The 26346-nt window shown below is 59.6% G+C and carries 27 protein-coding genes and 1 pseudogene; 21 read left to right on the top strand and 7 right to left on the bottom strand.

The features are described from left to right. Positions 1–16 precede the first annotated feature (16 nt). Positions 17–433 (top strand): hypothetical protein, encoded by a 417-nt coding sequence (locus AAG793_RS15485; RefSeq protein WP_341909789.1) that lies wholly within the window; start codon positions 17–19, stop codon positions 431–433. Between the two features lie 289 nt (positions 434–722). Further along, positions 723–1724, top strand: a complete 1002-nt coding sequence (locus tag AAG793_RS15480; RefSeq protein WP_341909788.1) for a 2-hydroxyacid dehydrogenase — start codon at positions 723–725, stop codon at positions 1722–1724. Positions 1725–1749: 25 nt separating this feature from the next. Here the strand turns inward: AAG793_RS15480 and AAG793_RS15475 are convergent, their stop codons facing one another. Next, positions 1750–2784 (bottom strand): LacI family DNA-binding transcriptional regulator, encoded by a 1035-nt coding sequence (locus tag AAG793_RS15475; protein ID WP_341909785.1) that lies wholly within the window; start codon positions 2782–2784, stop codon positions 1750–1752. A 319-nt stretch (positions 2785–3103) separates the two neighbouring features. Between AAG793_RS15475 and AAG793_RS15470 the strand changes: the two genes are divergently transcribed. From AAG793_RS15470 to AAG793_RS15430, 9 genes are all read left to right on the top strand, one after another. Then, complete coding sequence (locus AAG793_RS15470; protein WP_341909783.1) at positions 3104–4066, top strand: 2-hydroxyacid dehydrogenase; 963 nt, start codon at positions 3104–3106, stop codon at positions 4064–4066. Between the two features lie 31 nt (positions 4067–4097). After that, the gene (locus tag AAG793_RS15465) at positions 4098–4625 is read left to right on the top strand and encodes a gluconokinase (protein WP_341909781.1); all 528 of its coding nucleotides are present in this window, start codon (positions 4098–4100) and stop codon (positions 4623–4625) included. A gap of 62 nt (positions 4626–4687) precedes the next feature. Then, positions 4688–5026 (top strand): hypothetical protein, encoded by a 339-nt coding sequence (locus AAG793_RS15460; RefSeq protein ID WP_341909779.1) that lies wholly within the window; start codon positions 4688–4690, stop codon positions 5024–5026. 155 nt (positions 5027–5181) lie between these two features. After that, positions 5182–6156, top strand: coding sequence for a TRAP transporter substrate-binding protein (locus AAG793_RS15455; RefSeq protein WP_341909777.1), 975 nt, complete (start codon positions 5182–5184; stop codon positions 6154–6156). 84 nt (positions 6157–6240) lie between these two features. Next, positions 6241–6780, top strand: coding sequence for a TRAP transporter small permease (locus tag AAG793_RS15450; RefSeq protein ID WP_341909775.1), 540 nt, complete (start codon positions 6241–6243; stop codon positions 6778–6780). Beyond that, positions 6777–8057, top strand: coding sequence for a TRAP transporter large permease subunit (locus tag AAG793_RS15445; RefSeq protein WP_341909773.1), 1281 nt, complete (start codon positions 6777–6779; stop codon positions 8055–8057). Before AAG793_RS15450 ends, AAG793_RS15445 begins: the two co-directional genes overlap by 4 nt. A gap of 16 nt (positions 8058–8073) precedes the next feature. After that, positions 8074–8850 carry an SDR family oxidoreductase gene (locus AAG793_RS15440; RefSeq protein WP_341909770.1) on the top strand — a complete coding sequence of 259 codons (777 nt, stop codon included), beginning with the start codon at positions 8074–8076 and terminating at the stop codon, positions 8848–8850. Between the two features lie 35 nt (positions 8851–8885). Beyond that, positions 8886–9932 (top strand): L-idonate 5-dehydrogenase, encoded by a 1047-nt coding sequence (locus AAG793_RS15435; protein ID WP_341909768.1) that lies wholly within the window; start codon positions 8886–8888, stop codon positions 9930–9932. 20 nt (positions 9933–9952) lie between these two features. Next, positions 9953–10699, top strand: coding sequence for an SDR family oxidoreductase (locus AAG793_RS15430; RefSeq protein ID WP_341909766.1), 747 nt, complete (start codon positions 9953–9955; stop codon positions 10697–10699). Between the two features lie 516 nt (positions 10700–11215). Here AAG793_RS15430 and AAG793_RS15425 read toward each other — a convergent pair. The 3 genes from AAG793_RS15425 to AAG793_RS15415 form a co-directional block, all read right to left on the bottom strand. Then, positions 11216–11683: a hypothetical protein gene (locus AAG793_RS15425; protein WP_341909762.1), complete on the bottom strand. Its 468-nt coding sequence runs from the start codon at positions 11681–11683 to the stop codon at positions 11216–11218. Between the two features lie 196 nt (positions 11684–11879). After that, a complete protein-coding gene (locus AAG793_RS15420) occupies positions 11880–12209 on the bottom strand; it encodes a hypothetical protein (protein ID WP_341909760.1) in 330 nt (109 codons plus the stop codon). Positions 12210–12441: 232 nt separating this feature from the next. Beyond that, a complete protein-coding gene (locus tag AAG793_RS15415; RefSeq protein WP_341909758.1) occupies positions 12442–12630 on the bottom strand; it encodes a hypothetical protein in 189 nt (62 codons plus the stop codon). Between the two features lie 572 nt (positions 12631–13202). On the opposite strand from AAG793_RS15415, the gene AAG793_RS15410 reads away from it, so the two are divergent. From AAG793_RS15410 to AAG793_RS15365, 10 genes and pseudogenes are all read left to right on the top strand, one after another. Continuing rightward, complete coding sequence (locus AAG793_RS15410) at positions 13203–14714, top strand: TolC family protein (RefSeq protein ID WP_341909756.1); 1512 nt, start codon at positions 13203–13205, stop codon at positions 14712–14714. Further along, positions 14711–16009, top strand: a complete 1299-nt coding sequence (locus AAG793_RS15405) for an NHLP bacteriocin system secretion protein (RefSeq protein WP_341909754.1) — start codon at positions 14711–14713, stop codon at positions 16007–16009. The genes AAG793_RS15410 and AAG793_RS15405 overlap by 4 nt, the downstream gene beginning before the upstream one ends. A 25-nt stretch (positions 16010–16034) precedes the next feature. Then, positions 16035–18212, top strand: coding sequence for an NHLP family bacteriocin export ABC transporter peptidase/permease/ATPase subunit (locus AAG793_RS15400; protein ID WP_341909752.1), 2178 nt, complete (start codon positions 16035–16037; stop codon positions 18210–18212). Next, positions 18209–20971: an NHLP bacteriocin export ABC transporter permease/ATPase subunit gene (locus AAG793_RS15395; protein ID WP_341909750.1), complete on the top strand. Its 2763-nt coding sequence runs from the start codon at positions 18209–18211 to the stop codon at positions 20969–20971. Before AAG793_RS15400 ends, AAG793_RS15395 begins: the two co-directional genes overlap by 4 nt. A gap of 29 nt (positions 20972–21000) precedes the next feature. Beyond that, positions 21001–21612: a sigma-70 family RNA polymerase sigma factor gene (locus AAG793_RS15390; RefSeq protein WP_341909749.1), complete on the top strand. Its 612-nt coding sequence runs from the start codon at positions 21001–21003 to the stop codon at positions 21610–21612. A 55-nt stretch (positions 21613–21667) separates the two neighbouring features. Continuing rightward, a complete protein-coding gene (locus AAG793_RS15385; protein WP_341909748.1) occupies positions 21668–21958 on the top strand; it encodes a hypothetical protein in 291 nt (96 codons plus the stop codon). 42 nt (positions 21959–22000) lie between these two features. Next, the gene (locus tag AAG793_RS15380; protein WP_341909747.1) at positions 22001–22444 is read left to right on the top strand and encodes a hypothetical protein; all 444 of its coding nucleotides are present in this window, start codon (positions 22001–22003) and stop codon (positions 22442–22444) included. A 137-nt stretch (positions 22445–22581) separates the two neighbouring features. Next, a complete protein-coding gene (locus tag AAG793_RS15375) occupies positions 22582–22995 on the top strand; it encodes a PPE domain-containing protein (protein ID WP_341909745.1) in 414 nt (137 codons plus the stop codon). Between the two features lie 73 nt (positions 22996–23068). Then, on the top strand, positions 23069–24307 hold the full coding sequence (locus tag AAG793_RS15370) for a serine hydrolase domain-containing protein (RefSeq protein WP_341909743.1): 1239 nt from the start codon (positions 23069–23071) through the stop codon (positions 24305–24307). A 68-nt stretch (positions 24308–24375) separates the two neighbouring features. After that, positions 24376–24597 (top strand): annotated as a pseudogene (locus AAG793_RS15365) (transposase); the annotation flags it as partial. 17 nt (positions 24598–24614) lie between these two features. Here the strand turns inward: AAG793_RS15365 and AAG793_RS15360 are convergent. The 3 genes from AAG793_RS15360 to AAG793_RS15350 form a co-directional block, all read right to left on the bottom strand. Further along, complete coding sequence (locus AAG793_RS15360; RefSeq protein WP_341909829.1) at positions 24615–24950, bottom strand: hypothetical protein; 336 nt, start codon at positions 24948–24950, stop codon at positions 24615–24617. A gap of 336 nt (positions 24951–25286) precedes the next feature. Beyond that, positions 25287–25631 carry a hypothetical protein gene (locus tag AAG793_RS15355; protein ID WP_341909741.1) on the bottom strand — a complete coding sequence of 115 codons (345 nt, stop codon included), beginning with the start codon at positions 25629–25631 and terminating at the stop codon, positions 25287–25289. Positions 25632–26225: 594 nt separating this feature from the next. Continuing rightward, the coding region (locus AAG793_RS15350; protein ID WP_341909825.1) for an IS3 family transposase at positions 26226–26346 on the bottom strand (121 nt) is incomplete at its 5' end.

Here is a 26346-nt window from a genome sequence, read left to right as displayed (position 1 = left end):
ACTCACGTTAGATCGCATGAAGCTGAACTTGAGTTCGTCAACCCTTGCTGGTTCCTTCGCGATCCTTGCGGGCGCGGTCTGGCTACCGTTCCTCTACGTGTATCTCTTCACTTCCGTGCCGATCCACGCAACCGCTTGGGGCGCGGCGATAGATCAAATCGCGTTTGATTTCTCGCTGGATGGCCCTAGTCGAACTCTCATGGCGGTTTGGTACGCGATGCCGATTGTTTGGTTTGTGCTGGCAGCACTGTTATTTTCGGTGTCCCGCCTTAGGTACTTTACCGTGCTTGTACTTGTTGGCGTCACGACAACAGTTGCTCTCATATCCTCAGTCATGTTCGGCTGGGGTACGGCTTTCCTATTCGGTCTTCCCGTCTGGTTTGGGGTGGTACATGCTCGGGGCATGAAACGATCTTCTGCAGCACAAGCTTAGGATTGAGGATCGCTTGTCCAGGCTCTACGCCAAATTTGGTTACCTGATACCGGTCATTCGCCAATGTCAGCTTCTGGCCCGGCCACTGCCGTGTCAGGGAATGGAAAACCGCAATTTGAACTCAATGCTTTTTGAAGGCGGCGGCTCGCCAGTTAGCCTGCGCCAATGCAAACGTTCGAAACGTCAAGGCGCTCTTCAATATACGCCGCGCCGAGTTCAAACCGGCGGTGTTGCTCGGCGTCTGACATAGTGTGGGGTTGACCGCGCCCCACCCACCACAAGGCTCAACATGAACACCCCCCTCCAGAACGGTCTCACGATCGCTTTTCACGGCCAGAACGCAGCCAACTTTCGAGAAGGCTTCGAGGCGCTGATCGCACCTTCACATCGCATCGTCAACCTGAGCGATTCGCTCGACCAGCCCGGAGAGCAAGCGGCGTTTGAGTCGGCCGAGGTCATCGTTGGAGTCAAGCTCACTGCGGCCATGCCAACCCCCAAAAAGCTGCGCCTTTACCACGCGCCTGCGGCCGGGACCGACGCGATAGATGTGGCGTTGCTGCCCTCGGCGAGCGCGCTGTGCAACTGCTTTGGCCACGAGGCGGCGATTGCCGAATACGTGATGGCCGCGCTGCTGCTGCGCCATGTGCCCCTGATGCAGGCCGATGCCGATCTGCGCCAACAGCACTGGACCTATTACGCTGGCCGCCCCACGGCTTTGCGCGCGGAACTCGGCACTCAGACCATCGGCCTGCTTGGCTACGGGCACATTGCCAAAACCGTGGCGATGCGCGCCAAGGCCTTCGGCATGCGCGTTCACGTGGCCAACCGCAGCCCTGTTGCCAGCCCCGACGTTGACCTGGCTTTCATGCTTGACGACTTGAGCGCCTTCATGGCTTCGGCAGACGCGATTGTGGTCACGCTGCCGCTCGCACCCAGCACGCAGGGGCTGGTTGGTCAGGCGGCGCTGGCCGCCATGCGGCCGGAGGCAGTGTTGATCAACGTCGGACGCGGTCCGGTGGTCGATGAAGAAGCGCTCTACAAGGCCTTAAGCGCCCGGCAGATCGGCGGCGCGATCATCGACACCTGGTACCAGTACCCCACGCCGCAGCAGCCTGACTGCGCGCCTTCGCGCTTTGATTTTGCTGCGCTGGCTAACGTCGTCATGACGCCGCATATGTCAGGCTGGACCCGCGGCACCGTGCAGCGCCGCCAGCAGAATATCGCCGACAACATCGCACGGCTGGTTGCTGGCCAACCACTGCTGAACATGCTCAAGGCGCCGTGGGCCTGAGCAGAGGGGCGACGGCCTCAAGCCCTCACGAGCTGCCGCGCTCGACCAGCTCGAACCCCAGATCGACAAACGTCTCCGGCTGGCTGTCCCCGCGCATCAGGCCCAGCAGCATCTGCGCGCCGGCCCGTCCGATCTGGGCGCGCGGAGTGCGCACGGTGGTCAGCGGCGGCAGCATCTGGTCGCTGCCGGTGAGATCGTTGAAACCGGCGATGGCGACACGCTTAGGCACTGGAATGCCCAGACGCAACGCCGCGAGCAGCGCGCCCTGGGCCAGGTCGTCGTTGCAAAAGAAGATGGCGTCGATCGGTGGCGTCTGGCGCATGATTTGCTCGAACATCACGCCGCCCAGCGCAAGCGATGACGAAGCCGGGTTGAGCCACTCCAGCGTCGGCTCATAAAGACCAGCCTCCTGAAGGGCCGAGCGCCAGCCATACAGCCGCTGCATCACGCGCGGATCGAGCTGTGCGCCTGCAAACGCAATACGTTTGCGGCCACGTCCGAGTAAAAGCCGCGTGAGTGCGGCGCCGGCTTCGTTCTGACGAAATCCCACACAGTGGGGCTGGTCAGGCGCGTCTGCGCCTGGCAAATCCATCAAATGAACGCAGGGCACCTGGCTGCGCTCGATCAGGCCGCGCGTGGCCGCGTTGTGGTCGAGTCCGGTGATGAGCAGTCCCGCCGGTCGGTGCAGCAGCTGCTCGCGCAGCAACTGCTCCTCCTGGCCTTCGTCGTAATGCGTGACGCCGATCAGGGTCTGAAATCCGGCAGCACGCAGGGTTTGCTGCGCGGCATCAAGCAGGTCGACAAACAGCGCGTTCGAGAGCTTGGGAATCAGGATGGCCACATGGTTGCTGCGCTGCGATGCCAGCGCCCGCGCGTGCGGGTCGGGCACATAGCCGAGCCGGGCGGAGGCCGAGAGCACGCGCTCGACCAGCAGCGGATCCACCGCGCGCTCGCCGCGCAGGGCCCGCGACACGGTCATGGGACTTACGCCCGCGGCATGGGCCACGTCATTGAGCGTGACGCGGCCGGTGGAACGATGGCGTTTGGAAGGCAAAGGCATGGCGGATGAGTGGTTGCCGAGGGTAAGTACCAAGCTCGAAGTAGACGAGCTGCTTTAGGCTAGCGCTATCCGAGGTGCCTGGCGCAGACTTGAATTGTAGTGATTCCACGAGCTGTCAAGTGGACATTTTTAAACTGCTTGGAGAATTTTTCATTTGGCGAATCGCGTAAACATGATTGCAAGCGCCAGCGGGTACGCCTCAGAATTCGAACGCTTTTTTTGGGGCTACACAGGATAGCGCTATCCAACAAACGAGACGGCACGGCCATACCTTTTAACGGCCAATGCACGAAGAGACCGAAACCAGGAGCTGAACGCTTTGACGAAACCCGACATTCTGGCCATGCCCAAGGTTCACCCGCTGTACCTGCAAGCGCTGCAAGCTGCCTACACCGTTCACTCCTACAACCCCGATGGCGATGTCCTCGCCTTCTCGGCGCTTGCGCCCCGCGTGATCGGCCTGGCCGCGGGCGGCGAATCGGTCGTGCCCGGCGCCCTGCTGGCGAAGCTGCCGGCGCTTAAGGTGGTGTCGGTTTTTGGCGTGGGCTACGACGGCATCGAAGTCCAAGCCGCCATCGATCGCCAGGTGCCCGTGACCCACACGCCCGACGTGCTCACCGACGACGTAGCCGACCTGGCCATTGCTCTGGTTCTGTCCGTGGCGCGCACGCTGCCGCAGGCGGACCAGCATGTGCGAAACGGCCGCTGGCCAGCCGGGGCGCTACCGCTGGGACGCAAAGTCTCCGGGGCGCGCATGGGTATCGTTGGCTTCGGCCGCATCGGCAAGGCCATTGCTCGTCGGGCTGCGGCCTTCGACATGTCAATTGCGTACACCGCTCGCAGCGAAAAACCCGAATCTGGTTTCGCTTACTACCCCACCGCAGCTCAGCTGGCGGCCAACGTGGATTTCCTGGTGGTGATCACGCCGGGCGGTCAGGCAACCAGGCATTTGATCAATGCCGAAGTGCTCGGCGCGCTTGGCAGCAAGGGCTACCTGATTAATGTGGCGCGCGGCAGCGTGGTCGATGAATCGGCCCTGATCGAGGCACTGGAATCCGGCGTGATCGCAGGTGCCGCGCTCGACGTGTTCGCCAACGAGCCGCATGTGCCCGAGGCGCTCTGGCACATGCCGAACGTGGTCCTCACGCCGCACATGGCCAGCGCCACCCATCAAACCCGTCAGGCAATGGCCGACCTCGCCTTTGCCAACATGCAGGCCGGCACCAGCGGGCAGCCGCTGTTGACGCCGGTTCCCGAATGCCGGGCCGCTTGGTCAATCTGAGCCATGCTGGCAAGACGCCTACACAACTGACATGCTGAAAATCGTCGTCATGGGCGTTTCGGGCTGCGGCAAATCCACGATGACCGGTGCCATCGCGCAGGCGCTCGCGCTCGACATGGCCGACGGAGATGACTTTCACCTGCCTGGCAGCATTGCCAAGATGCGCGCCGGCGTGGCGCTGGACGACTCTGACCGCTGGCCCTGGCTGGACCGGATTGGTCGCTTTCTTGCCGAACCTGAAGCAACGGCGCACGGTCGCGTTGTGGCCTGCTCTGCGCTCAAGCGTGCTTACCGGGACCGCATCCGCGTCCTCGTACCCCGCGCTCACTTTGTTTTTCTCGATGGCGGGGTTGACCTCATTCGTGAGCGCCTGGCCTTGCGCACAGGCCACTACATGCGGTCCGATCTGCTGGCCAGCCAGTTCACCGCACTGGAAAAGCCAACGACCGATGAGACCGATGTGACCACACTCGACATTGATCGACCCGTCGAGCAGGTGGTCGCCGACGCCGTGAAGGCGCTCATGGCGCTCGAGCTTCAGCCAACCCGCCAATGTTAAAAGCGCTGTAACCACAGCATCACCCGCAACCCCAGCGAACACGCTCATAAAAAAGGCTCTTCATGTTTATCCGATGCGCATTCTTTCGTGGCCAGGTCAAACCAGGCCTGGAAGACACCTTTAACAATTACATCCGCAAGGAACTGGTGCCGCTGTGGACCCGCTTCCCAGGCGCGCAGGAAGTGCGTGTGCTGCGGCAAGTGGAAAGTGACGTGAACGATCCGCGGCTGGAAATGGTGCTGTCGGTTCGCTACCCGAGCCGAGCGTCCATTGAGACAGCGCTGGCGTCAGAAGTGCGCATGCAGAGCAAGGAAGTGTCCAAGGCCCTCATCGACATGTTCGATGGGACCGTGTTCCACACCATCTTCAGTGCCGACGAATTCGGCATGCCTACGGATTGAGTTTGAAAGGTACCGGGCCGGCCTGTGCGGCTGGTGGCGTGGTGCCTGAGAGTGCGCAAGGCGTCAGGGACGCCGGCGATTTTTGCAAGTGTGGCGAAATCAAGGCAAGCGCATTGAAACCGCCGAAGGTCCAATTGAAAACAGGAGACAACCCCATGAAACTTTCCCGCTTATTGCTTGCCTGCCTGATCGCCGGCATGGGATCGACAGCATTTGCTGCGAAGTTCAACCTCAAGCTTGGTCATGCGGTCAACGCGACTGACGGCCAGCACGCAGCGGCTGTAAAAATGGCCGAGTTGGTCAAGCAGCGCACCAACGGCGATGTCGAAATTACGATCTACCCGTCCAACCAGCTGGGCAACGACGCCGCCATGATCAACGGCACACGAGGCGGTACGATTGACATCGTCTCTAGCGGTGCCTCGAATTTCAACGGCATCGTGGCCAGCACTGCGGCACTCGAGCTGCCGTTTGTGTTTCGCAACGCAAAGCACGCCTACACTGTGCTTGACGGTCCGATCGGTACCGGCATCCTGGCCGAACTCGCGCCGCACAACCTCAAGGGCTTAGCCTACTGGGAAAACGGCTGGCGCGCCTTCACCAACAACAAGCGTCCTATCCGCACGCCCGAAGACGCCAAGGGCCTGAAGATCCGCTCCACCGGCAACCCGTATCACATCCAGGCCTTCAAGCTGCTGGGCATGAACCCCTCACCGATGGCGATTGCCGAGCTGTACACTGCGCTTGAAACCGGCACCTTCGATGCGCAGGAGCACCCGATCAACGTGACGTGGTCCTCCAAGTTCTACGAAGTGCAAAAGCACCTGACGGTCAGCAACCACGTGTACTCGCCGCTGATCCTCGCGATGAACAAGGCCAAGTTCGATAGCCTGCCTGCGAATTACCAGACCATCATGGTCGATGCCGCACGTGAGGCCGCCAAGTACCAACGCGATCTGAACCTGCAAAACGCCAGCAAGGTCGTGGCCGAGCTGAAAAAGTCGGGCATGCAGATCGTCGAGAACGTTGACATGGCACCGTTCCAGAAAATCGTCTCGGAGCCGATTGCCAAGTCTTTTGGCGAAAAGAACGGCATGACCCTGCTCAAGGCCATTGAAGACACGAAGTAAGGCAACGAGCAAGGCGCTCTTTCGTCATTGACCCTGAATGTCCCCTCGCCTCCTGCGGGGCGGGGGACTCTTCCGAGAGACCCCATGAAAAAGCTCAACGATCTCTTTTTTCGGCTGGCCGAAATACTGCTGGTGACCATGCTGACGGCCATGGTCATCATGGTGTTTGGCAATGTGGTGCTGCGCTACGGGTTTAACGACGGCATCATCAGCTCCGAAGAGCTGTCGCGCTTTTTGTTCATCTGGATCACCTTCCTGGGCGCCATCGTGGCGATGCGCGAGAACGCGCACCTGGGCCTGGATTCAATCGTTCGCCTGGTGCCCCGGATGGGCAAGAAGATCATGTTCGCGATCTCTAACCTGCTCATGTTCGGTTGCTGCGTACTGATGTTCTACGGCACCTACAAGCAACACGGCATCAACGCCACGACGCTGTCGCCCGTGACCGGAATTCCAATGAGCTGGGTTTATGGCGTGGGCTATGTCGCTAGCGTCGCCATGGGCCTTCTCATCCTCGGCAAGCTGGTGCGCCTGGCGCTCGGCCAGTACCAAGAGGGTGAACTCATTCAAGTGCAGGACTCCGAAGATGCTGCAGAAGCGCGTTTGGCAGGAGAGACCCGGTGACCATCGCGATTTTTGTCTTTTCGCTGCTGGGCGCCATGGCGCTCGGTATGCCTCTGGCTTTTTCCCTGCTTGTCTCGGGCGTAGCGCTGATGCTGCACCTGGATATGTTCGACACGCAAATCGTGTCGCAAAACCTCATCAACGGCGCGGATAACTTTCCATTGATGGCGGTCCCGTTTTTCATGCTGGCTGGTGAGTTGATGAATGCAGGCGGCATGAGCCGCCGCATCGTCAATTCAGCCATGGTCTGGGTCGGCCACTTTCGCGGTGGACTGGGTTACGTGGCGGTCTTCGCCGCCATCATCATGGCCAGCCTCTCGGGTTCCGCCGTGGCGGACACCGCCGCCCTCGCTGCCGTGCTGTTGCCCATGATGCGCAAGGCCGGCTACCGCATGGACCGCTCCGCCGGACTGATCGCCGCCGGTGGCATCATTGCCCCAGTGATTCCGCCTTCGATCGGCTTCATCTTGTTCGGCGTGATCGGCGGCGTTTCCATCTCCAAGCTTTTCATGGCCGGTATCGTGCCCGGGCTCATGATGGGACTGGCGCTGATCGTGACCTGGTGGATCGTGGCCCGCAACGACAAGGTCGAAGTCGCGCCAAAGGTGAGCATGGCCGAGCGGCTTAAGGTCACGGCCAATGCGTTCTGGTCTTACCTGCTGGCCATCACCATCATCGGCGGCATGAAGATGGGCATCTTCACCCCAACCGAAGCGGCGGTCGTGGCAGTGGTGTATTCACTCTTTGTGGGTCTTTTCATCTACCGCGAGATCAAGTTCAAGGACCTCTATGGCATTACGCTGAGCGCAGCGAAAACTTCGTCGATTGTGATGTTCCTGGTGGCCGCAGCGCTGGTGTCGGCGTGGCTGATTACCGTGGCCAATATCCCGGCGCAGATCGTGACGCTGATGCAGCCCTTCATGGACAACAAGATGCTGCTCATGGCCATGCTGATGCTGCTGGTCATGATCGTTGGCACCGCACTCGACTTCGCGCCTACCGTGCTGATCCTCACGCCGGTGCTGATGCCGTTGGTGCGCGAGGCCGGCATCGATCCGGTGTACTTCGGTGTGCTGTTCATCATCAACAACGCCATCGGCCTGCTGACGCCGCCGGTCGGCACGGTGCTCAACGTGGTCTGCGGCGTGGGCAAAATTCCCATGCATGACGTGATCAAGGGGGTCTGGCCTTTCCTGCTTTCTCAAGTGGTGGTGATGGGTCTCTTGATCATCTTCCCGCAAATCGTGCTGGCGCCGCTTCGCTGGCTGACCACCTGACTTTTCCGGGCTTGACATGACCACTGCGAACATCATCGACTCCTTCCGACTCGACGGCCGTCGCGCCCTCATCACGGGTTCTTCCAGCGGCATCGGCTTGGCATTGGCGCGGGCCCTGGGCCAGGCCGGTGCGGCTCTCGTGCTCAATGGACGCAGCGCAGGTAAGCTGGAAGCTGCAGCTCAGCAACTTGCAAGCGAAGGTCTGGTTGTGCGCACGTCCCTGTTCGACGTGACCGACTCGGCCGCCGTACGCGCTGCCATTGACGAGGTGGAGGCGGCTGGGCCCATCGACATCCTGGTCAACAATGCCGGCATGCAGATCCGCAACCCGCTGCACGATTTTGCAGATGCCGACTGGCACACGCTGATGCGCACCAACCTCGACAGCGCATTCTTCGTGGGCAAGGCCGTGGCCCAAAAGATGATCCCGCGCGGATGCGGCAAGATCATTAACATCTGCTCGGTGCAAAGCGAGCTTGGCCGACCGGGCATTGCGCCCTACACGGCGAGCAAGGGCGCGGTCAAGATGCTGACCAAGGGCATGGCGATCGACTGGGGTCCGCACGGGATTAACGTCAATGGCCTCGGCCCTGGTTACTTCAAGACCGAACTGACCGAAAAACTCGTGTCCGACCCGACGTTCACAGCATGGCTGGTCGGACGCACACCCAGTCGGCGCTGGGGCGACGTCGAAAATCTCGGCGGTGCTGCCGTCTTCCTTGCAAGCGACGCATCGTGCTTTGTCAACGGCCATATTTTGTATGTCGATGGCGGCGTAACAGCGACGCTCTGACATCTGTCTTAACTCTGATTGCTTAAAGGCTTACTATGCGCGCTTTGATATGCCACGCCGCTCAGGACTTGCGGCTGGAAACCACGGAGGTCCCTGAACTGGGCGAAGACCAGTTGCTGGTGCGCGTCGCCTTCGGTGGCATCTGCGGTTCGGATCTGCACTATTTTCAGCATGGCGGCTTTGGCACCGTGCGCATCAAGCACCCCATGGCGCTGGGACACGAGGTATCGGGGGTGGTCGAAGCGGCCGGTGTACAGGTGCGCGGAATCAAACCAGGCCAACGCATCGCTATTTCGCCGTCGCGCCCCTGCGGCAACTGCCGTTTTTGCCAGTCGGGCATGCAGAACCAGTGCCTGGGCATGCGCTTTTACGGCAGCGCCATGCCCTTTCCGCACATCCAGGGCGCCTTCAGCGAAAAGCTGGTGATCGATGCGAGCCAGGCGTATCCCTTGGCCGATCACCTGAGCCTCTCGGAAGCCGCATTGGCCGAGCCGCTGTCAGTGGGCTTGCACGCCATTCAGCGTGCAGGGGGCGTGCTGGGCAAGCAGGTGCTCGTCACAGGCTGCGGGCCGATTGGCTCGCTGCTGATTGGCGGCCTACGCCGCGCTGGCGCCGCACGTATCGTGGCTGCCGATATTGCCGATTTGCCGCTGACCTGCGCGCGGCAGATGGGTGCAGACGAAACCATCAACCTGCGCACCCAGTCCGAGGCCATGGACAAGTACAAGGCTGACAAAGGCCAGTTCGACGCCGTGTTCGAAGCGTCGGGCAGCGAGCCGGCGCTGCGCGTGGCGCTGGATGTCATTGCGCCGCGCGGCACCCTGATCACCGTGGGCCTGGGCGGCGAGATTGCGTTGCCCATGAATCAGATCGTCGCCAAGGAAGTCGACTTGCGCGGCACCTTTCGCTTTCACGCCGAATTTGCCACCGCAGTGCAGTTCCTCAATGAGGGCCTGGTGGACGGTAAGCCGGTCATCACGGCAGTGGTGCCGTTCGAGCGCGCAGTCGAGGCCTTCACGCTTGCAGCCGACAAGTCGCAATCGCTCAAAGTGCAGATCGCCTTTGCAGACGCTTCCGCCTGAAACCCACATAGGAACACATCTTGAAAAAAATCGCATTGGTTACGGGCGCCGGTTCCGGCATTGGCAAAGCTTGCGCACATGCCTTGCTCAAGGACGGCTGGCAAGTCATCTTCGTCGGTCGCCGCGCTGACGTTCTCCAAGCTGCCATTGCAGCGAGCCCCGACGCGGCGAACGGGATCGCCATGCCGGCCGATCTGTCCAATGAGGCCGAGGTCAAGGCACTGTTCGACGCCGTCAAGGCGAAGTTCGGACGGCTGGACCTGCTGTTCAACAACGCCGGGATTTCCCTGCCCTACACCTTGCCGGGCGATCTGGCGGGCGACGACTGGCGACGAATGGTCGACATCAATTTGAGCGGCGCATTTTATTGCCTGTCAGCAGCCTTCAAGCTAATGCAAACACAGTCACCTCAAGGCGGGCGCATCATCAACAACGGATCGATCTCGGCGCATGTGCCCCGCCCCGGCTCGATTGCTTACGCCGCCACCAAGCACGCCGTGAGTGGCCTCACGCGCGCTGCTTCGCTCGATGGACGCGCCTTCGGCATTGCGGTGGGGCAGATCGACATTGGCAACGTCACATCCGACATGACCGCCAAAATGACCCACGGCGTGCCGCAGGCCGATGGCAGCATCAAGCCCGAGCCCTGCATGGACATCTCGGCCGTAGTCGATACCTTCATGGGCATGGCGCGCCTACCACTGTCGGCCAATGTGCTGTTCACTACCGTCATGGCAACCGGCATGCCTTTTGTCGGGCGCGGCTAGACTGCTAAGCCAAGGTAGCGCAAGGGACTCTCAGTTCGATTATCAAATTGACTCCCTGATACCGGTTACTCATCAATGACCGCTTCTGGCCCGATACCTGCCGCCTAAGCCTTAGAAATGACGGCCTGAAGCCGCTGCATGACAGTTATTGAATCCTGGTCTGATCCTGTCTGGTCTCGTAGCCAGAAGCGGTCGTCGGCGAGTGACCGCTATCAAGCAACCAACATTGCGGCTTGATACCGATTCCAAAAGTTATAAATTTCCGTTCTCGGATTGCTCATCTAGACCCGCTGAGCCCGCTGGCATTAAGGCAGCTTCGCACTGGAAGCTGCAATATGTCTACGAAAGCGGGGCAAGTCCAGTATTGGCTTTGCAACAAGTCGATATGAAAGATTCCATTGTCTGGAGATATCAGGCCAGCCCCAGCATTGGCAGCAGCACACAAGGAACGGTGTCGGGCTCTGAGACCCGGGCTGCGACTTAAGGCCAACCCGCCATACCTTAAAAAGACCAAGTTCAGAGCCTGCTGCCACGGCCGGTGAACCAATTTTGCCCAAGGCGATAGCCACCGCTTAGCAATTTTTCAAGACCGGCTCTTCTCCATTGCATATATCGGGCATACGTTTCGTCCGACATAGGCGGGCCAAGATTGATCCATCCATGACCCTCGTCATACGTCAAACCCTCCGCAACAGGATCAAAACCTTTGTCCTGCGGCGCACCATCGTACCCCGCCGAAATACTCTCCAGTTCTCTATCCGATAATGCGGTTGCGTTAGAAAACGGCGTTTTCCTGGAAGCCGCTTCTTCCATGTATTGCTGCACGTCAGCTGCGGTCAGTTCAATTCCCTTATTAGCAGCCGCCTCGGAGATTAACGCCGCTGCGCTGGCAGGCTCAGCACAGGACAGAACTCGCCCGAGCAGAGCTGCGTCCGCCAAGAGAACGGTCTGGATTCGGGCAATAGTCTCTGTTTGAGGGCACATGGAGAATCCTTTATGGGGGTTGTGAGCTTAGTGTATTTAGCCTGTATTAGCTTTGCAACAAGTAGATATGAAGGATTCCATTATTCAGAAATATCAGGCCATGGGCCAGAAGTCGACATCGGAGTGAGACCGGTATTGGGCCGGTCCACTTGTTAATTTGATCTCCATCTTTCGATTTTTGCTACTTTGGTGAGAATCAGAAATACCGTTCAAGGAAGGTGCAGTACCACCGACCATTTCGCTTGATGTGTTCTCCCTGTCCCTGATGTCCCCCTGAAACCTGATCCAGATCATCGTCGGATAACCCATCCACCAGCCGCTGGGTGCGCAGCAACGGAAATACGTTCTCTGGCAACTTGTTTGCTTCTTCTGCAGTGTCTACAAATTGGAAGCAGGTGCCTTCTTTCAAAGTTGCTCCTGCGTTGATAATTGCCTGAGTGGGGTCTTCTATGAACATTTTCATGTCCACCCGTTCAAGACACTCCTGTAATTGTTCCTGGGTGATCCCTATTGAGGATTTCGACATCGCGGAAACTCCTTGTGTTGTGTTGAGTCTGGGTTGTCAGGTAGCTGACAACTGCTTGTATTAGGTCCACACTGACTTAGCAACCACTGAGCGGCAAAGGTTCCATGAAATACATTTTTTGGCTTGGTCCGTCACCATAGTGTCGGCCGACACTCGGCCGGCGCCAACGTCGTGATGGTGCTGCTGCCGGGGGTTACGGTTCCGCCGACCATGTGCCCATAGCGTCGCGCCACTACTGGGCGTCGACCCGGAAGACGTCTCCCGCATCGCTGGCAAAGAGGACATGGCTGCCCGCCGGTGCGTTAGCCAAGCCGCCGTCGACAACGCTGTCGTCGTGGTTCTCGTCTGAAGTGGTGACAATCTCAAGATCCTTGTTTGGTCGCACGAAGCCAAACGCCGCTCCGGCACCCATGGTTCGCATCGCGATCCAGTGACGGTAGGATGAGCTGCGGTACAGGTGGTGAAGAAGGCGACGGCGCTGGCAGACCGGGGCCCCAGGCGGGCAACGCGCGGCTTGTTGCCTTCGGACTCCAGCCGCTAACCAGCGCCACGTGGTTTCGGTTGAACCCGCATGGACGTACCCGTGGATGTGGTGCAATGTCATGGCATGTGGCGCCCTTGACTCTCTCAGGCAGCATCAACGGCGGGGCGACCAGCCCCTGGCTGATTTGATCCATAGGGGCCTTGCAGCAGGGGCAAAGGTCTATACAATCACACGGCAGTTTCAGGGGCGAAGTTTGAATTGTTGGCAAACGCGCAGGCGGGTCGGAGTTCAGTTTTTACCTCAAGGCAGCGAGTGTTCAACAGTTTCGAACCGGGGCGTCGAATGTTATTGATTTGCTTGCGGAACCAGGGAAACACTGCGCCTTCCCGGTTCATAGCCCGCTTGCCTTTGATCGCCAAGGGCTACGGGGGGCTGATGGTTCACCTTCAGAGGGTGCCAATCTGACCTCCCGGATCTCGTTATCGACCGCACTCTGCGTGCTAGCCTGTGTGGGTCTGACCAAGGCTAGCCACGCGCAGCCCTTTACCGGCAATTTGATCGACGCCGTTCGTATCACCATCGTGAATGAGCCGACCATCGCGGCTGGCAAACAGCGTGTGGCGGCAAGTGTCGGGGCAGTGACTTCCGCGGCAGCCGCCTTTGACACCACACTCAATGCAGGTCTCGGTCGGACGCTTCAGAACACGCCAGTCCTCGCTGCCCAACAGTCTTCAGTGGGTCCGGGGATCAGCACACTGAGCAATAATTACGTGGTCGGCGCTACGCGCAAATTGCGTTCTGGGGTGTCGTTCAATCCCACCTTATCCATTTCCAGGAGCATCGATAACGCGACCAACCCGACGGCACCGATGCGTAGCGACGCAACGCTCAATGTCCTGTTTCCGTTGCTGCGCGGTTCGGGTACGGCCATCACGACAGCGCCTGAAAGATCGGCGCAGCTGCTGCTGGAGGCGGCGCAACTGTCGTACCGCCATGACATCGCCGCATCAGTCGCCCGTACCGTCTCCAGCTATTGGGAGTATGTGTCCACACAGCGGTCACTGGCCGTGCAGCGTGAGTCACTTGAACGATCTCAGCAATTGCTGGTGAACGCTCGCCGGCTGGCACGGGCTGATGAAATTCCGGCGGCTGATGTTCTGAAGTACGAAGCGCGGGTGTCGCGCGACAGGCTGGGTGTCATCAATCAAGAGCAGGCCCTCAACCAGGCTTCGACCGACCTGCTCCAGGCCATGGGCTTGCGTCGAGCGGATGCGGCACTCGCACCGCCCCTTGATGACTTTCCAGATGTTCCACAAGCCTCTGTCAACCAGCTTCTGGGCCTGGGTGCAGCCGACAGCGCATTGGCCACCGCCAGTGCGCGGCGGGCTGATGTGCTGGCCTCGCAGCGGCGTCAGCTGTCCGCCCAAACACTGCTCGATGCCGCGGAAAGCGATCACTCCGCACAGCTTGACCTTAAGCTGAGTCTGGGCTATTCGGGTTTGGGTGAGAACAGATCCGCAGCATCGCCACTGTCCGCACTTCGTGCCAGTCCGGGGCCCAATGCGTCCATCAGTCTGAACTATGCGTTTCCAGTTTCCGGGTTGGTCAAGCAGGGCGAAGTGGCACAGCGGCTAGCAGCCCTGGAACTGGCCAATGTCGAGTATTCAGCGCTGCAGAGTTCTATGCAGCGGAACGTGTTGCTGCAGCTCGGGCGACTTGGTGAGCTGGTGGCGCAGCGCAACCTGGCACTGAACCAGGTCGACATCCAGCAGCGCGTGAGCGAAAACGAGCGCCGACGCTACAGCGCCGGGCTGGTCACGGCTTTCGAGTTGCTGGCAGCGGAAGAGCAGCTCACGCAGGAGCGACTGGCTGCGGTGGCCGCGAGCAAGCGACTCGCGCAAGCAATCGTGAACTTTCGCCTTGAGGCCGGTTTGCTACTTGATGCCTACGCCGATGAACAGATACTTGCCCTTGGCAGGCTGACCACACTGCCTACCGCAAGGGAATTGCAGGCACCATGACTCCAGAAACCAAACACAGCGCTGGCAACGAGCTCAAAACGCCGAATCCGATGTTTCGCGAGGCGGCGATGCAGACGCTGTCGTCGCCGGAGCAGCTCAACCAGCTCGTCAAGGTGACGCAGCCCTACTCGTGGATAGCGCTGGGGGCAGCGGGCCTTGCGATTGCGGTGGCCCTGGTGTGGAGTGTGTTTGGTCGGCTGCCAACCATGGTCACTGGCGAAGGCATATTGATCCGCAAAGGCGGTACGTTCAACATCGTCTCCGAAGGCAGCGGCGTGGTGACCGACATTGCCGACCTGAAGATCGGTCAGAGAATTCAGAGGGGGCAGGTGTTGGCCCAATTGGCTCAGCCGACACTGGTACAGCAGCTGGCGGCCCAGCAAGCCGTGGTGGCCCGGCTGAAGGCCGAGCAGAATGACGCCAACGCGGGCTTGGCTTCGTTGGCTCCGGCGCAGAGCGTTGCGTTGCGGCAGCAACAGGAAGCGCAACAAAAGTTGATTGAAGGGCGGGAAGCGCAGCTTAAATCACTTCGGGCGATCGAACAGTCGCAGATTGAACTGGTTCGCGATGGCCTGATTACCAGGCAGCGGCACGAGGAAGTCAAGCAGCAGATCTTCGCTGCTCAAAACGACATCAATTCGGCCCGCAACACTCTCCAGAAGCTGACGGTGGAACGGCTGCAGACGACCACACAGAATGAAGACAGGCAGCGAGACGTAGCCAGCCGGCTGAAGAATGCACAGGATGTGCTCGCTGACCTCGTACTCAAGAACACGATTGCTTCCGAGGTTACAAGCACCCACGACGGTGTTGTTGTCGAGGTACTGGCCATGCGCGGCGACATGATCAAGGCTGGTCAGACATTGTTCAGCGTGGAAATTAACGACCAGGAACTCGAGGCGGTGATCTACTTGCCGCCCAACACCAGTGCCCAGCTGGTCAGGCCAGGCATGACTGGACAGATATCGCCAGCGACGGCCAAGAAGGAGCGCTTCGGATTCCTGGTCAGCAAGGTGACGCAGGTATCGCAGTTTCCGTCTACCGAGGCGGGGATGCTGGCACTGATTGACAACCCGGTTCTGGTTCGGCAATTGTCCAAAAGTGGTCCACCCATCGCGGTGACGGTCCAGCTGGTCAAGGATGAAAGAACACGCAGCGGCTATCGCTGGTCTTCCAGCGCTGGCTCTGATGTGGAGGTGTCCAGCGGAATGATCGCCACCGGTGGCTTTGTGGTGGAGGAAAAGCGCCCCATCAGTCTCGTGATCCCGCTGATCCGCGAAACCATTGGCCTGTAGTGTGGATAACCGCACAGGCCTGAACATGCCAAGCCCCGGAATCACACGGAAGGCCGGTGTCCGCGCCCGGACACCGACGGTGCTGCAGATGGAGGCGGTCGAGTGTGGGGCAGCGGCACTGGCCATCGTACTGGGCTATCACGGCCTGCACCTGCCGCTTGAACAGTTGCGGGTGGCCTGCGGTGTCTCCCGCGACGGCAGCAAGGCCAGCAATGTGGTGAGAGCAGCACGTACCTTCGGCATGACCGCATCCGGCGCGCGGCTTGAAGTGGAGGCGCTGCGGACGCAGGCTTTTCCGGTAATCGTCTTCTGGAACTTCAACCACTTCCTGGTGGTTGAAGGCTTCGCTGACGATGGCGTGTGGCTCAACGACCCTGCGTCCGGTCCGCGCAAGGCGACGTTTGACGAATTCGACCGAGCCTACACCGGTGTCACGCTGCTCATTGCCCCAGGGCCGGACTTCAAGAAGGGGGGGCAGCGCCGAAGCACCTTCCAGACCCTCAAACCCCGTCTCGATGGCTCTCGCAGCGTGCTGCTGTTCGTCACGCTGGCCAGTCTGGCACTGGTGATCCCCGGCCTCGTGATACCCGTGTTCACGCAGGTGTTCGTGGACAGCTACCTGATCGGCCAGCTGGAAGGGTGGGTCAAGCCGCTGCTTCTGGGCATGGGGATTACGGCGCTGCTGCGAATGGGGCTGACCTGGCTTCAGCAGCACTACCTGCTGCGGCTCGAACTGCGGCTGGCCCTGACGGGCTCCGCCACGTTTTTCTGGCACGTACTGCGATTACCCATTGAGTTTTTCAACCAGCGCCATGCGGGCGACATCTCGCAGCGGGTGGGCTCAAACGACCGAGTGGCTCATCTGCTTTCAGGCGAGCTGGCGACCAACGCAGTGGGGGTCGTCACTGCCGTTTTCTATGTGCTGATCATGCTCACCTACGACTGGTTGCTGACGTTGATCGGCGTCCTGCTCACAGGGCTCAACATGGCTGCGTTGAGATACGTGGCACGCAGGCGCATTGATGGCAACATGCGCGTACAGCAGGAGCGCGGCAAGCTCATGGCTGCCACCATGGGGGGCATTCAGACCATAGAAACCATCAAGGCCACTGGCGGGGAAATCGATTTCTTTGCTCGTTGGGCAGGGCTGCGGGCCAAGGCGGGTAACAGTGGCCAGCAGCTGGAGCTTTACTCGCGGATGTTGTCCTGCGTGCCGGTGTTGCTCAGCGCGCTGACGAGCGCTTCCGTTCTGGGGCTGGGGGGCTGGCTTGTGATGGAGGGCGGCATGACCGTTGGCATGCTGGTGGCGTTTCAAAGCCTGATGGGCTCGTTCGCCGGGCCAGTCAATAACCTGATGGGGCTGGCCACCAAGTTCCAGGAGGCCTCGGGTGACCTGACGCGGCTGGACGATGTGCTCCGGTACCCCGTAGACGAGCGATTCAGGTCAACGGTGGTGGGAGACAGCCCCCCTGGAAAGCTCGAAGGTTTTCTTGAGATTGATCGCCTCAGTTTTGGCTACAGCCGCCTCGACCCTCCGCTGATCGAGGATTTCAGCCTGAAGCTGGCGCCCGGTCAGCGTGTGGCGCTGGTCGGTGAATCGGGCAGTGGCAAGTCAACCATTGCCCGTCTTGTAATGGGCCTGAACAAGCCCTGGTCGGGCGAGGTCCGCATCGATGGTGTGGCGCGTGAATCGATTGCCCCCATCACGCTCAATGCCACCCTGGCGGGTGTGGACCAGGAGGTTTACCTGTTCCAGGGCACCGTGCGTGACAACCTGACGCTGTGGGATGCGGCTGTACCCGAATCCGACATGGTGCGGGCTGCGCACGATGCGCTGATCCACGACGTGATTGCGTCGCGCCAGGGTGGCTACGACTCGGCAGTGGGTGAAGGTGGCGTTAATTTTTCCGGCGGCCAGGCACAGCGACTGGAGCTGGCGAGGGCGCTGACAGGCAACCCCCGGATCCTGGTGCTGGATGAGGCCACCTCCGCGCTGGATCCGATCACGGAAAAGCAGATTCTTGATCATCTCCGTAAGCGCGGCTGCACCTGCCTGGTGGTAGCGCACCGTCTGTCCAGTGTGCGCGACTGCGATGAGATCATCGTGATGGACCGCGGCAAGGTGGTCGAGCGCGGCACCCACGAGACGCTGAGCGAGCTGGGTGGCGCCTACGCCAAACTGGTCGGGAGGATGTCGGCATGACACCGCGCGTCCCCTACCGGCTGAACGCAGAGGAGCAAACTGTTTTTGATGCAGGCTTCAGCGCGCTGTTGCGCTCCGCCGAACCGCTGGAAGTCTTTGCCACCGCACCCACCTTGCTCAACCACGAAAGCGCTGCGTGGATTGTCGGCAGCGGCAGCGTGGATATTTTCGCCGTGCCTGTCAGCGATGGGCAGCCCTCGGGTGCGCGCGTGCACGTGTGCCGGATCGATGCGGGTCAGGCTGTGTTGGGTCTGCGTCGCCCGGGTGGTGCGAGCTCTGCTGGTGGCGGCGAAGAAGAAGCGGCTGGCCACGGGCTGCTGGCAGTCGCCACGCCCTCTACACGCTGGATACGGCTTGAAGCAGCGCATGCGCTACTGAACGCGGTATCGAACGAAGGTTTTGCACTGCGCTGCCTGGCTGACGGGTGGGTACAGGCTTTCGGGGCGGAGATGCAAGCCGCCGGTCAGCCCGGGCGAATGACTGCAGACGCGGTACTGTCACAGCTCGCGGACTTCCATGCGGTCGTCTTGCAGCGGATTCAGCAACAGCGCAGCGCGCTGGATGAATCCGAGGCAACGCTGGTCGGCACCCGTGATCTCAACGAGAAGCGGACATTCGGCCATGCCATCGGGGAGCTGGCGAGGGTGGTTTCGGGCCAACAGACGGCGTCAGCCGGAGGCATCACTGGCGATGCCTTGATAGACGCCTGCCGCAAGGTACTTGACGCTATCGGCTGCAAGACGCCGCTTTCCAGCAATAGTCTTTCAGCTCTTGGGGCTGACGCCGATTCAACCGGCCGGATCGAAGACCTGTGCCGGCAGGCGAAAGTCTCACAACGTCGTGTCCAGCTCGATGGTGCCCAGTGGTGGAAGGACATCACCACGCCACTCCTGGCCTTCAGGGAAAGCAATTCTGCGCCGGTCGCCCTGCTGCCAGGAGGACGCGGCCGATTCGTGATTCATGACCCTGTGACGGGTCAGGAAACACTATTGACTTCAGCCACAGCACAGGACCTCGGCCGTACTGCGGTGATGTTCTACCGGGCGTTCAACAACGCGGCTATCACCATCATGGGGCTGGTCCGTTTTGGCCTGCAGGGCACGACCGCAGACATGTACCGGGTACTCGTCTTCGGCGTGCTGGGTGGTCTGCTGGGCCTGCTGACGCCAACTGCAACCGGCATCCTGATCGACTCGGTCATCCCCTCGGCCAACATCAGCCAGCTGTTGCAGATGGTGCTGTTGCTGACGACAGCTTCGATTTCGATTGCCGCGTTTGAACTTACGCGCGGGCTGGCTATCCTACGGGTGGAAAGTGGCATTGACAACGCCAATCAGCCGGCTGTGATCGACCGCCTGCTCCGGTTGCCCGTGCCGTTTTTCCGGGACTATGCCGCGGGCGATCTGGCCCAACGCGCTTTCGGCATTGACTCGATTTTACGCATCCTCACCAGCACAGTTCAAACGGCCGTGTTCGGCTGGCTGTTTGGTCTGTTCAGTTTCGGGTACCTGTTTTTCATCGACATCAAGCTCGCATTTCTGGCCACCGCGCTGGTGCTGGTTTCGCTGCTGGTCACCACGGCGGTCAACTTCTACCGCCTCCGGCTGGAGCGTCAGACCTACCAGGTCCAGGGCGACATTGCCAGCCTGGTGTTTCAGCTCCTCAATGGCATGGCCAAGCTGCGCGGTGGTGGTGCGGAAAAGCGCGCGTTTGTGCGTTGGGCAGAGGCCTTTTCCAGGCAGAAGACGCTGGATTTCAGAATCCGCAGCCTGGCCAACGGCATGGCGGTGTTTGACTCGGGCTACATCGTCCTGTGCTCGCTGTTGCTGTTCATGGTGGTCGCCTTCTACACGAGCGACATGTCGACCGGCAGCTTCATGGCATTCAACAGCGCCTTTGGCCAGTTCATGGCGGCCACGCTAGGCATGACCAGCGCCCTGACGGCAGCCCTGAACATCGTGCCCCTGTACGAGCGTGCCAAGCCCATACTGACCACGCTGCCCGAGGTCAGTGAACAGCGCGCTGCCCCCGGCCAGCTGACGGGTGCCATCGAACTCAGTGGCTTGAACTTTCGCTATGCGGCAGATGGCCCGATGACGCTGACCGATGTCAGCATTCGCATCGAGCAGGGAGAGTTTGTGGCCTTTGTCGGGCCCTCCGGATCCGGCAAATCGACCCTGTTCAGGTTGCTGCTCGGTTTCGAGACCCCTCTGTCCGGTGGCGTTTATTACGACGGTCAGGACCTTGCTGGCCTGAACGTGCAGGCCGTGCGCCGCCAACTGGGCGTCGTGCTCCAGAACGGCAAGCTGATGCCCGGCGATATTTTCACCAACATCGTTGGCTCTGCTCCCCTCACCCATGAGGACGCCATGCAGGCTGTTGTGATGGCCGGCATGGAAGACGACATTAAGGCGATGCCCATGGGCCTGCATACGGTGATTTCCGAAGGCGCAGGCACCATCTCGGGCGGGCAGAAGCAGCGCTTGATGGTGGCGCGCGCCATTGTCCGCAAGCCCCGCATCCTCCTGTTTGATGAAGCCACCAGCGCGCTCGACAACCGCACGCAGGCGATTGTGGCCAACAGTGTCAGCACCCTCAAGGCGACCCGGGTGGTGATTGCGCACCGGCTGTCAACAGTGGTCCATGCCGACCGGATATTCGTGATCGACGCAGGCCGGGTGGTCGAAACGGGCACCTACGACGAGTTGATGCAACGAAATGGGGCATTTGCCGAGCTTGCCCGCCGGCAGATCGCCTGATGTCAGTTTCAAGGATGAAAGCACCGACTATGATTTCTCTGGTCTCAGTCAATGTGGCAGTTCCTGTCGGCGGTGCGGACGATGTCGCACTGGCCCGTGCGATGCATCTTGTCACTCTGGCAGCGGCGGGCGATTCGGCAGCTTTTGACGTGCTGGTGAAGGAGCATTACCAGCTAGTGTTTCGCTTCCAGATGAAATGGGTGCGTCACCAAGCTGTGGCCGAGGAGTTGGCGCAGGAGACATTTTTTGCGGCATGGAAGAAAATTCCGGGGTTCCGCAAGGAATCGAAGTTTTCCACCTGGCTGCTGGGTATTGCCTTGAACCTGGCCCGCAACCATCGCAACCGGGGACCAGCCAGACATGAGGTCGAACTGCCCGATGACGATCACCTTGAAGTGCTGCTCGGGGCCGATGAAGCCCCTGAGGAGCAATTGGGTCAGCGGCAAATGCTGACTGCGCTCGACAAAGCACTGGCCCGTCTGCCTGCCGACATGCGCGAAGTGACCGTGCTGGTGCGGCTGGAGGGCATGGCCTTGCAGGATGTCGCCAAACTGCTGGATGTCCCCATGGGGACGGTCAAGAGCCGCCTGTCCCGTGCCCGGGCGCAGCTGGCACTGGAATTGAAGGAATATCTCGCTTGATCGATGGAACCTTTTCCCTTCATGCGTTACTCACTGTTTGGAAGCGGATCGTGTCATGAAAGAAAACCAGCCTTTGAAGCCCCCCCCGTCTGATGGTGAAGCCGGCGACTTGACTGCCGCGGGAGATGCGCAGCTGGCGCAGCTTGATGCTGCCCTCGACCTGCTCGCGCAGCGCTATGCCAGACTTCCTGCGCGGCCCGAGGCCGAGCAGAAAACACGCGAGACCCTAAAGCCCTTTACCCGGGCCCTGAGCGATGACGAACTCGAGTGGCTGTCTGCTGCCGGGTCGGCCCCTGCCGGGGGGGGGCCTGGTGGCGATCCGGACTTGGACTATCCAAAGGGCTAGCGTGATTGAGTTTGATGTCTTCGACCTGAATAAGGAATCCTCATGACCCTAAAACCAGAAATCATCACCGGAATCCAGATCATGCTTCAGGCCGACCCGGCGTTGCAGGTACAACTCAAGTCTTGTACCGATATGACCGAAGAAACGTTGCAAGAATGCCTTAAACGAGTAGATATGAACGTGTTTATGGAAAATCCTTCACAAGCATTGATCGATGCAGGGGTAAATTTAAAAAAAGGGGCTACTTTGAAATTTGTAGAAACTGAAGCGGAAGCAATTGCTTTGCCTGCAAACGTGTTCCCATTAATGCGTCTTAATAAAAATATTGAAGCGTTATCAATGGAAGATTTAGATAAAGTAGCGGGTGGCCAAATTGATTACCAAATAGGTGATGGCGGCTACTTGGGCTCATGGCAAGTTGTACCTAACGGTCCAAGAAGGGGGCAGACAGTTTGGGTTAAAAAGTTTCCGCCTGAGAAAGGATAAGAATTTCAGATTACTTACCTTACTTTCAGTAGTAGTAAATGCAGGAGAAAAATAGAAACGTCAAAAGGGGACGCTTCTATTTTGCCCCTACATTTTCAGTATGAGTTTGATGTCTCCGACCTAAATAAGGAGTCCTCATGATACTCACGCTAGAAACCATTGCACAGATCAGAGACATGCTGGAGACTTCTCCGGCGCTGGTGTCAGCCATCCGTTCCTGCGCCAGCCCGGTCGATGCGGCAGCCATGCTTGCCAGGGCGGCCTCGGCCCACGGTGTCGGTGTACCACCCTTGGGGGCGTCTACTGGGGAACATGCAGCCGATCAGGTCATTCCAGATACTGCACTGGAGAAAATCTCGGGCGGCAAGTTCAGCGTCCTGCCCCCGGAGATCAATTCCCTCCGCATGTTTACCGGGGCCGGTTCAGCCCCCCTGCTTTCTGCCGGTGCGGCTTGGCAGTCACTGGCCGCAGACCTGTCTGCGTCGGCTGCAAGCTTTGACGCCGTGATGTCTGGCATGCCAGGCATTCCAGGTCCTGTCATTAGGTCATGAGTGAAGCTGTGGCGCCGTCCCCGTGCTGTTTCCCGGCGGGCTTGCCCGGATAACAAATCACCAGAAAGATCCCATGCAAGACATCAGCCGTCGCTGTTTCACTCTGTCCATTCCAAGCTTTCTTCTTGGCTGTGCCGGGCGTGGGACTTTTTCACCCGGCACAGCAGAGTCTGCGCCGCAGTTTGCTGCGCTCAATCGCTACATGGTCAGGACGATCGGCGAACTGCAGATTCCCGGGGCCAGCCTCTGTGTGGCGCATGAAGGGCGTATCGTGTTCAGTCAGGGATTCGGTTGGGCGGATCGCGATGCGCGGGTTCCGTTGACTCGTCGCACATTGATGCGCATCGCAAGCATCAGTAAGCCCATCACTGGTATGGTGGTACTCAAGCTGTTTGAAGACGAGTTGCCCGGTGCGCTCGAACGCAAGGTCTTTGGTCCCGGTGGCTTGCTGCCCGACGCCCGATACGCAGCCGTGCGTGACCGTCGGGTACTTGACATCACGCTCAGGAATCTGCTGCAGCATAGCAGTGGCTGGGACAGCAATGTCTACGAGCCGCAGTACGACCTGGTCACCATTGCCAAGGCGATGGGCATTCCCGCCCCGGCCAGCGGTGCCGACGTGATCGAGTTCATGCTTCGCGAGCGGATGCTGGATTTCGCACCGGGCACCCGATACTCCTATAGCAACTTCGGATACAACATTCTCGGGCGAATCATCGAGCGGCGCACGGGTATGGACTATGAGACGGCGACCCGACAGCTGGTGCTCGCACCGGCGGGCATCACCGCCGCGCGCATCGGAATGGACAAGCTGGCAGAGCGGTTCGAGGGAGAGGCGGTGTACTACGACGATCCCCGCTGGCCACAGGACGTACCTTCCCAGACCGGCATCGGATCGGGCAAACTGGCCTATGCTGCCTTTCACTTGCGATCAATGGATGCCCATGGTGGCTGGGTGATGACCAGCACCGATCTCGTTCGTTTTGTTGACGCCATCGACGGGCGCTCTGGCGTTGCCCGGTTGCTCAAACCTTCGACCGTCGCACTGATGCAAAGCCCTGATCCCCGTATCACCGCACCAGCGGCCGGACTGTCCTGGGCGCTGGCTCCCGGCTCGTGGAACCACAGTGGCTCCCTCATCGCCGGAACCCATTCGTTTCTCAACCGCCGCAGCGACGGCGTGACCTGGGCTGTGATCTACAACAGCTTTCCAATCGATCCCGATATCGGGATGGCGGATGCCCAGCCACTGACTGAAAGGACTTTCAAGGGTCTGGAGGCGGAACTGCTCAAGGCAATCGCCGGGACCTGAAGCACGATCTGATCCGAACCGCTTCATCAGATAGTGCTGGTATCGGTACGGCCTTGAACGCCAGCGGCTGGTCGTGGCTGGCACTCGATGGCGCCATGACCAAAGCTCCGCTAGGCGGGGAAAAAAACGGAGCCAACCCGACGGACCGCGGCAAAAGCGGCTTCAAGCGCAGCGTGCTGACCGGGGCCAATGGCCTACCGCTGGCCGTTGTGGTGGATAGCGCCAACCGACACGACATGAGGCTGACCGAGCCCACCCTCAGCGCATGGATGGTCGAGCGCCCACAGCCAAGCCCGCAGAGTCCCCCTCAGGGTGAGCCTGGAAACTTACCGCCTCCGTATTTCCACTTAAACAATTCATATACTTCACGGCTCGAATACTTTTCATTTGGATCAAATGAACCACCACCTGCGACGAGATCGAGTTCGTCGTCAGAAATAGCAGCCGACTGCAATGACGGTGATGCTATGCCGCAGGCAACAACGTCAGCCTCGCTGAGCTCGATACCCTGGTTCGCACCCGCCTTGACAATCAGCGTAGCTGCACTGTTGGCATCGGTACAAGACTTGAGTTGAGCCTGCAACGCCGGATCCGCGTGAAGCACGGTCTGGATCTGCGTGATGATGTCTGGTGCGGTGGTCATTGACGTTCCTTGGTTGGATTTGATTTATACCTTAGATGGTAGGGTCAGGAATTTCAGTCTCTGCAGGGTAAGCAACATTCAGGCGGCAAAAGTTCCATCAAAGCTTGCATCTTTGTAGATACTGCCAATCAAATTCACGTGGCGCCGTCACTCCTTCGTCATGCTGACGAATCCCGGTGGGGATCCGATGCCCAGCCGCTGATGACTAAGACCTTCAAGGACGTCGAAGCAGAACTGCTCAATGCGATCCAGAACCTCAAGCACCATTTATTGGCTAACCGATTCATCAGATAGTGCTTGTGCCGGCAGCCTAACCCGCTGGATGCAGTTGAATAATCACCAGAGTGACTTGTCGCAATCGTTCCCTTTGCTTGCGTTCACGATGGAGTGAATGGCGCAGCCAAATCCGAGCGACTTGAGCGACATCATGACAAACTCTATCGAACCACCTGCAACCTGCTCAAGCTCCGAATCTGACATAGCCCCCTGTGAAGCCCGGGCTGATTCGGCAAATGCCACCACATCGGGAGCGTTCACATCAATTCCCTTGGCGGCAGCCGCCTTCACCAGAATCGCAGCGGCTTCAGCTGGTTCGGCGAGCGACTGGATTTGTGCAAGCAATGCCGGGTCGGCCTGAAGCAGCGCCTGGATTTGGGTGATGGTTTCTTGTTTGAGCGTCATGGAGAGTCCTTGGTATCACGGGTACGAATTGCACAGAATGGCTGAAGACCATATTCACTGCAGCCACATCCACTTTGCAACGCGGGGGCAGAAAAGGTTCCATGAATCGCCTCGTGGTGAGCCAGCCAGCATGGGGTCTGGTAGACCCTCAGATTTTTGGGTAAGCGCACCAGATGTAGGCTGCCGCTGACCTTGATGCCATTGCCAGACGCTACTATGGTGATGGCTGATAAGTACCTGCCTAGCAGCAGGCCATCTGAAAACATTCGCTACAGGTTCTGATGGGGGCGTCTGAATGCCGCGGCTCAAGAACAACACATGCAGGCCCGGAACGACCGGGCTTTTTTGTTTTTGGGCAGCAAACGATGCCGTTTTTAAGCGTCGAAAGTCGGTTTTTCGATGAATTTCCGGTGCGTGGGTACTTCCGCCAATAGGGTGATGCCTTCGGCCCGGGCCATATCTCCACTGCGTTCCGACTGAGCCTAAAGTCTCAGCCCTTCGGGTGACTGTCCCTATCACGGTGGTCTTCACACCGTCGCGCCCTCGTTCCCTGAGTTACTGCGCCAGGGGATGCGGATATTAACTTGGACTGGTTTATGTTGTAAATCCAAGGCTCTCCCGGTATTCGATGGGGCTGAGAGAGCCAAGAGATATCTTGATCCGCTTCTCGTTGTACCAGCGGATGTATGAGTCTAGTACCTGAATGAACTGCTCA

Source organism: Polaromonas sp. YR568 (assembly GCF_943372955.1).
Taxonomy (GTDB): domain Bacteria; phylum Pseudomonadota; class Gammaproteobacteria; order Burkholderiales; family Burkholderiaceae_C; genus Polaromonas.
Note: the sequence above shows the minus strand (reverse complement) of the source record. Positions and strands in the feature narration are given on the sequence as shown.

Coding starts and splice junctions, on each gene's coding strand:
- AAG793_RS15485 (WP_341909789.1), top strand. CDS start 17: ATGAAGCTGAACTTGAGTTCGTCAACCCTTGCTGGTTCCTTCGCGATC.
- AAG793_RS15385 (WP_341909748.1), top strand. CDS start 21,668: ATGAAAGAAAACCAGCCTTTGAAGCCCCCCCCGTCTGATGGTGAAGCC.
- AAG793_RS15480 (WP_341909788.1), top strand. CDS start 723: ATGAACACCCCCCTCCAGAACGGTCTCACGATCGCTTTTCACGGCCAG.
- AAG793_RS15460 (WP_341909779.1), top strand. CDS start 4,688: ATGTTTATCCGATGCGCATTCTTTCGTGGCCAGGTCAAACCAGGCCTG.
- AAG793_RS15475 (WP_341909785.1), bottom strand. CDS start 2,784: ATGCCTTTGCCTTCCAAACGCCATCGTTCCACCGGCCGCGTCACGCTC.
- AAG793_RS15435 (WP_341909768.1), top strand. CDS start 8,886: ATGCGCGCTTTGATATGCCACGCCGCTCAGGACTTGCGGCTGGAAACC.
- AAG793_RS15450 (WP_341909775.1), top strand. CDS start 6,241: ATGAAAAAGCTCAACGATCTCTTTTTTCGGCTGGCCGAAATACTGCTG.
- AAG793_RS15380 (WP_341909747.1), top strand. CDS start 22,001: ATGACCCTAAAACCAGAAATCATCACCGGAATCCAGATCATGCTTCAG.
- AAG793_RS15420 (WP_341909760.1), bottom strand. CDS start 12,209: ATGTCGAAATCCTCAATAGGGATCACCCAGGAACAATTACAGGAGTGT.
- AAG793_RS15390 (WP_341909749.1), top strand. CDS start 21,001: ATGATTTCTCTGGTCTCAGTCAATGTGGCAGTTCCTGTCGGCGGTGCG.
- AAG793_RS15370 (WP_341909743.1), top strand. CDS start 23,069: ATGCAAGACATCAGCCGTCGCTGTTTCACTCTGTCCATTCCAAGCTTT.
- AAG793_RS15355 (WP_341909741.1), bottom strand. CDS start 25,631: ATGACGCTCAAACAAGAAACCATCACCCAAATCCAGGCGCTGCTTCAG.
- AAG793_RS15405 (WP_341909754.1), top strand. CDS start 14,711: ATGACTCCAGAAACCAAACACAGCGCTGGCAACGAGCTCAAAACGCCG.
- AAG793_RS15375 (WP_341909745.1), top strand. CDS start 22,582: ATGATACTCACGCTAGAAACCATTGCACAGATCAGAGACATGCTGGAG.
- AAG793_RS15455 (WP_341909777.1), top strand. CDS start 5,182: ATGAAACTTTCCCGCTTATTGCTTGCCTGCCTGATCGCCGGCATGGGA.
- AAG793_RS15440 (WP_341909770.1), top strand. CDS start 8,074: ATGACCACTGCGAACATCATCGACTCCTTCCGACTCGACGGCCGTCGC.
- AAG793_RS15360 (WP_341909829.1), bottom strand. CDS start 24,950: ATGACCACCGCACCAGACATCATCACGCAGATCCAGACCGTGCTTCAC.
- AAG793_RS15395 (WP_341909750.1), top strand. CDS start 18,209: ATGACACCGCGCGTCCCCTACCGGCTGAACGCAGAGGAGCAAACTGTT.
- AAG793_RS15425 (WP_341909762.1), bottom strand. CDS start 11,683: ATGTGCCCTCAAACAGAGACTATTGCCCGAATCCAGACCGTTCTCTTG.
- AAG793_RS15400 (WP_341909752.1), top strand. CDS start 16,035: ATGCCAAGCCCCGGAATCACACGGAAGGCCGGTGTCCGCGCCCGGACA.
- AAG793_RS15465 (WP_341909781.1), top strand. CDS start 4,098: ATGCTGAAAATCGTCGTCATGGGCGTTTCGGGCTGCGGCAAATCCACG.
- AAG793_RS15415 (WP_341909758.1), bottom strand. CDS start 12,630: ATGCGAACCATGGGTGCCGGAGCGGCGTTTGGCTTCGTGCGACCAAAC.